This window comes from Lentilactobacillus rapi DSM 19907 = JCM 15042 (genome assembly GCF_001436255.1).
Taxonomy (GTDB): domain Bacteria; phylum Bacillota; class Bacilli; order Lactobacillales; family Lactobacillaceae; genus Lentilactobacillus; species Lentilactobacillus rapi.
Window position 1 is genome coordinate 1 of the sequence record NZ_AZEI01000045.1, and the last position, 601, is coordinate 601.

At 41.8% G+C, this 601-nt stretch carries 1 protein-coding gene; it reads right to left on the reverse strand.

All coding sequences use genetic code 11. The features are described 5' to 3' along the window. Positions 1 to 601: transposase (locus tag FD12_RS05905; protein WP_156404071.1), on the reverse strand; the 601-nt coding region annotated here is incomplete at both ends.

Here is a 601-nt window from a genome sequence, read left to right on the forward strand (position 1 = left end):
TCGTATTTTTGGTTTGTGTGGACCAAATTACAAATTGTCCTTGTTAGTTGATTCATACATGCGGTAACGGCAACCATGTGCTTCTTGTTAAATGGTTGTCGTTTCATTTTGTAGTAATAATCTGTAATGTGCGATGGTGTCCGTTGCTGGTTTAAAAGCATACCAACGATAATTTGATACATTACCAACCTAGCCCTTGGTCTACCATGACGCGTAATTATGTCAGCTTTTTCAGTTTTACCAGATTGATAATGGCGGGTATCAATCCCGGCATAAGCATTCAGTTGCTTATACGTTTTAAACTGATTAATATCACCGAGCTCACCCATCAAGAGGGCCGCAGATAATTGGCCAACTCCAGGGATTGAACAAAGGATCGAAAACTGATTAGATTGTCCAGCAGTTTTAATCAATTCCTTAACCAATAACTTGATTTCGGAGTTTAAGCTTTCGATTTGATCGCAGTAACGCCGAATAATTTCGATCATCACTGAGGAAGATGAAACTGCTGGATACGATAATTCGGCCGCTCTTAGAACGTCGACACAGCGCTTCCGGATGCCTGAGGGCCGCGTTTGGCGACTAACCTGGTTACTTACCT